The 733-nt window shown below is 62.5% G+C and carries 1 protein-coding gene; it reads left to right on the top strand.

What is annotated here, in order from left to right; genetic code table 11:
- On the top strand, window positions 1–733 hold a 733-nt coding region (locus HLH28_RS17855; protein ID WP_182961944.1), incomplete at both ends, for an IS5 family transposase.

The raw sequence follows: 733 nt of genomic DNA, 5'->3' as shown, positions 1-733 counted from the left end.
TCTGATGCGAGAGGACGCGGAACAGCGGCGGCATGATCTGCGCGAACTGTTCAACGGGTTGCGCTACGTGATCCGCTACGGGATTGCCTGGCGCGCCATGCCGAACGATCTGCCGCCTTGGTCGGCGGTTTATCAGCAATCTCGTCGCTGGATGGAAGCCGGCTGCTTCGAGATGCTGGTGAGCGACCTGCGTGCCGTCTTGCGCATGGCTTCCGGTCGCCAGCCGGAACCCACCGCAGCCATCCTCGACAGCCGGACATTGCGTTCGACACCCGAGAGCGGGCCTCGAGCCGGTTACGACGGGGCCAAACGCAAACGGGGTTCGAAGCTGCATATGGCCGTGGATACGCTTGGCCACCTGCTGGCCCTGCACGTCACGCCAGCCAATCGGGACGATCGCGCCGAGGTCGGACGCCTCGCTGCTGCCATTCAGGAGGCCACTGACGAAAGCGTCGAACTGGCCTATGTCGATCAGGGATATACGGGCCCAAAGCCAGACGAGGCAGCCCGCACGCACGGTATCGCGCTTGAAGTCGTCAAGTTGCCCGAAGCCAAGCGCGGCTTTGTCCTGCTGCCGCGCCGATGGGTCGTAGAACGGTCTTTCGCATGGGCCACACGATGCCGCAGGCTCGTCAAGGATTACGAGCGTTACGCTTCAACGCTCGCAAGTCTTCATGTCGTCGCTTTCGCATGTTTCATGCTCAGAAACGCCGCTATACTCGCTCACGGTGCA

It is taken from the genome of Gluconacetobacter tumulisoli, assembly GCF_014174155.1.
GTDB lineage: Bacteria > Pseudomonadota > Alphaproteobacteria > Acetobacterales > Acetobacteraceae > Gluconacetobacter > Gluconacetobacter tumulisoli.
Note: the sequence above shows the minus strand (reverse complement) of the source record. Positions and strands in the feature narration are given on the sequence as shown.